This is a genomic window from Pseudomonas sp. HMWF006 (assembly GCF_003061205.1).
GTDB classification, from domain to species: Bacteria; Pseudomonadota; Gammaproteobacteria; order Pseudomonadales; family Pseudomonadaceae; genus Aquipseudomonas; species Aquipseudomonas monsensis.
This window is the reverse complement of the sequence record NZ_QAIU01000073.1, coordinates 1-3,042: the sequence shown is the minus strand read 5'-3', so window position 1 is coordinate 3,042 and position 3,042 is coordinate 1. Positions and strand designations below refer to the sequence as shown.

Here is a 3,042-nt window from a genome sequence, read left to right as displayed (position 1 = left end):
ATGCGCGCCAGGGTCGAGTTGTTCGCCGCAGCGGTGACGGCATACTCCAGCGAACCGGCCTGGTTGATGGTGCCGGCGAAAACCTTGTCGCCGACGGTTTTCTCTACCGGCAGGCTCTCGCCGGTGATCGGCGCCTGGTCGATGGTCGAACTGCCGCTGACTACCTCGCCGTCCAGCGCGATGCGCTCGCCGGGTTTTACCCGCACGCGGGCGCCGAGTTCGACGCTTTTCACGTCCTGCTCAATCCAGCTGCCGTCAGCCTGCAACACCGTGGCTTGCTCCGGCGTCATTTGCATCAAACCGCTGATGGCATTGCGCGCACGATCCAGTGAGCGCGCCTCGATCAGTTCGGCCACGGTAAACAGGAACATCACCATCGCCGCTTCCGGCCACTGCCCGATCAACACCGCACCGGTCACCGCGATGCTCATCAGCGCGTTGATATTGAGGTTGCGGTTCTTCAGGGCGATCCAGCCCTTTTTGTAGGTAGTCAGGCCACCGCTGAGGATCGACACCAACGCAATGATCGCCACCACCCAGGTCGGCGCGGCACTGGTGAAGTGGATCACTTCAGCCGCGAGCGCACCGACGCCGGACAGCGCCAGCGGCCACCAGTGTTTTTTCACCGGCGCAGGGGCCGGCGCTTCGACACCCGCCTCCAGCGGTTCGGCGTGCATGCCCAAAGACGTGATCGCCTCGGTGATCGGCGCGGTGTCCGGCAGGTTGTGGGTGACGCCGAGCACGCGGTTGATCAGGTTGAATTCCAGTTGCTGCACGCCGGGCAGCTTGCCGAGCTTGTTCTGGATCAGCGTCTGCTCGGTCGGGCAGTCCATCGCTTCGATGCGGAAACTGCTGAGCCGCGCATCGGCGCTGGTCTTTTCGCTCAGTTGCACCAACGCAGGCGCAGCGGCTTTAGACGAGCAGCAGGAGTCGCCGCCATGTGAATGCTTATGCACAGGCTGCAATTTGTGGCTGTGATCGTGCCCCGCGTGGGGTTTGTGGGTGTGCCGGGAATCGCTCATTGGTCGCGTCCATGAAGGTGCCTGTTGCCAAGTAAAGACCCTGTAGCCACTATAGGGTCAAGCACCCTTTTGGAGATGGCCGTCATGAAGATCGGCGAACTGGCGAAACTCACCGACTGCGCGGTGGAAACCATCCGCTATTACGAGCGCGAAAACCTGCTGCCGGAACCGGCGCGCAGCGACGGCAACTACCGCGTATACACCCAGGCCCACGCCGAACGCCTGACCTTCATCCGCAACTGCCGCACCCTCGACATGACCCTCGAAGAAATCCGCAGCCTGCTGGCCATGCGTGACAGCCCGCAGGATCAGTGTGAAAGCGTCAATACGCTGATCGACGAGCACATCCAGCATGTGAAAGCGCGGATTGACGGCTTGCTGGCCTTGCAGACACAGCTGCTCGACCTGCGCCAACGTTGTGGCGAAGGGCCGATGGCCGATCAGTGCGGGATTTTGCAGCGGCTGGAAGTGAGTGGCGGGGTTGTCGCGACGGAAGTTGAACACTCCCATGTAGGCCGCAGTCACGGCCATTAAGAACACCAAAAAACACTGTGGGAGCGAGCTTGCTCGCGAAAGCGGTGGTTCAGTCGACACTTCTATCAACTGACACTCCGCTTTCGCGAGCAAGCTCGCTCCCACAGGGGCGCGCGTACTACTTGTCAGACCGCCATTGGCGCGGTCATCGGCGCATGGTGCTCGTAACCTTCCAGCGAGAAGTCGCTCGGCTCCACCAGCTCCAGCCACTCCGGCTGATACACACCCGTCTTGGCAAATTCCGGCACGCGATCCGAAATCTTCAGCTTCGGCATGGCGAACGGCTCGCGCTTGAGCTGTTCGTTGAGCATGTCCAGGTGGTTCTCGTAGACGTGCGCATCACCGATGAAATAGGTGAACCAGCGCGGCGTGTAGCCGGTCAGGCGACCGATCAGGCTCAGCAGCGCGGCGCCTTCGGTGAGGTTGAACGGCGTGCCCAGGCCCAGATCGTTGGAACGGATGTAGAGGGTCAGAGAAATTTCCTTGGTCTCGACATTCGGGTGGAACTGGTACAGCAGATGGCACGGCGGCAGGGCCATTTCATCGAGCTGAGCGACGTTCCAGCCGTGGAACAGAATGCGGCGGCTGCCCGGATCCTTGATGATCGTGTCGACGCACTGGCGCACCTGGTCGATGGCTTTGTACAGCACCACGTAGGCCTGGCCATCTTCTTCGCCCTGGGCGATTTGCTTGTAGCCGTTGCTCAGGGTCTGCTCGATGGCGGCCGGGTTGCTCAGCGGGATCTGCTTGTACGCCGGCCATTTGCGCCATTGCACGCCGTAGATTTCGCCGAGGTCATCCTCGCCCTGGCGGAACGGGTTGGCCAGCCACTGCGCGTTTTCGTTGGCGTTCTGGTCCCAGACCTTGCAGCCCAGCGCACGGAATTCAGCGGCGTTGTTCACGCCACGCAAAAAGCCGCACATCTCGCCGATGGCCGATTTGAAGGCCATCTTGCGCGTGGTGATCGCCGGAAAACCTTCCTGCAGATCGAAACGCAGCATCGCCCCCGGGAAACTGATGGTGTTGATGCCGGTGCGGTTGGCCTGCTTGGTGCCGTTTTTGATGACGTGCGAGACCAGTTCGAGATATTGCTTCATGAGTTACCTGTGTCCTTTGAGCCCCGGCGTCGCGCACCGGGGTTCGTAGTTTAAGCCGTCGGGGCAACCGGCGCTGCCGGCGCACGACGATAGGCCAGCCAGATCAGGAACAGACCGCCGACGATCATCGGCACGCACAGCACTTGCCCCATGGTCAGCCAGTTCCAGGCCAGATAGCCCAGTTGCGCGTCCGGTACACGAACGAACTCGACGATAAAACGGAAGATGCCGTAGAACAGCGCGAACATGCCCGATACCGCCATGGTCGGACGCGGTTTGCGCGAGAACAGCCACAGGATCAGGAACAGCGCGACGCCTTCGAGCGCGAACTGATACAGCTGCGACGGGTGACGCGGCAACTGCGCCGGGTCGCTGAATGGCGGGAAGAT

Annotated in this window: 4 protein-coding genes; 1 reads left to right on the top strand and 3 read right to left on the bottom strand. The window is 61.6% G+C overall.

The window, feature by feature from the left end; translation table 11 throughout:
* Positions 1 to 1,022 (bottom strand): heavy metal translocating P-type ATPase (locus tag DBR24_RS31415; protein ID WP_371921221.1); only part of this gene is annotated, 1,022 nt, incomplete at its 3' end.
* Positions 1,023 to 1,106: 84 nt separating this feature from the next.
* Between DBR24_RS31415 and cadR the strand changes: the two genes are divergently transcribed.
* Positions 1,107 to 1,556, top strand: coding sequence for a Cd(II)/Pb(II)-responsive transcriptional regulator (gene cadR / locus DBR24_RS02825; protein WP_016983204.1), 450 nt, complete (start codon positions 1,107 to 1,109; stop codon positions 1,554 to 1,556).
* Positions 1,557 to 1,681: 125 nt separating this feature from the next.
* Here the strand turns inward: cadR and DBR24_RS02820 are convergent, their stop codons facing one another.
* Together DBR24_RS02820 and DBR24_RS02815 are read right to left on the bottom strand one after the other, a co-directional pair.
* Positions 1,682 to 2,653, bottom strand: a complete 972-nt coding sequence (locus tag DBR24_RS02820; protein WP_123469624.1) for a thymidylate synthase — start codon at positions 2,651 to 2,653, stop codon at positions 1,682 to 1,684.
* 50 nt (positions 2,654 to 2,703) lie between these two features.
* On the bottom strand, positions 2,704 to 3,042 hold a 339-nt coding region (locus DBR24_RS02815), incomplete at its 5' end, for a prolipoprotein diacylglyceryl transferase family protein (protein ID WP_177490414.1).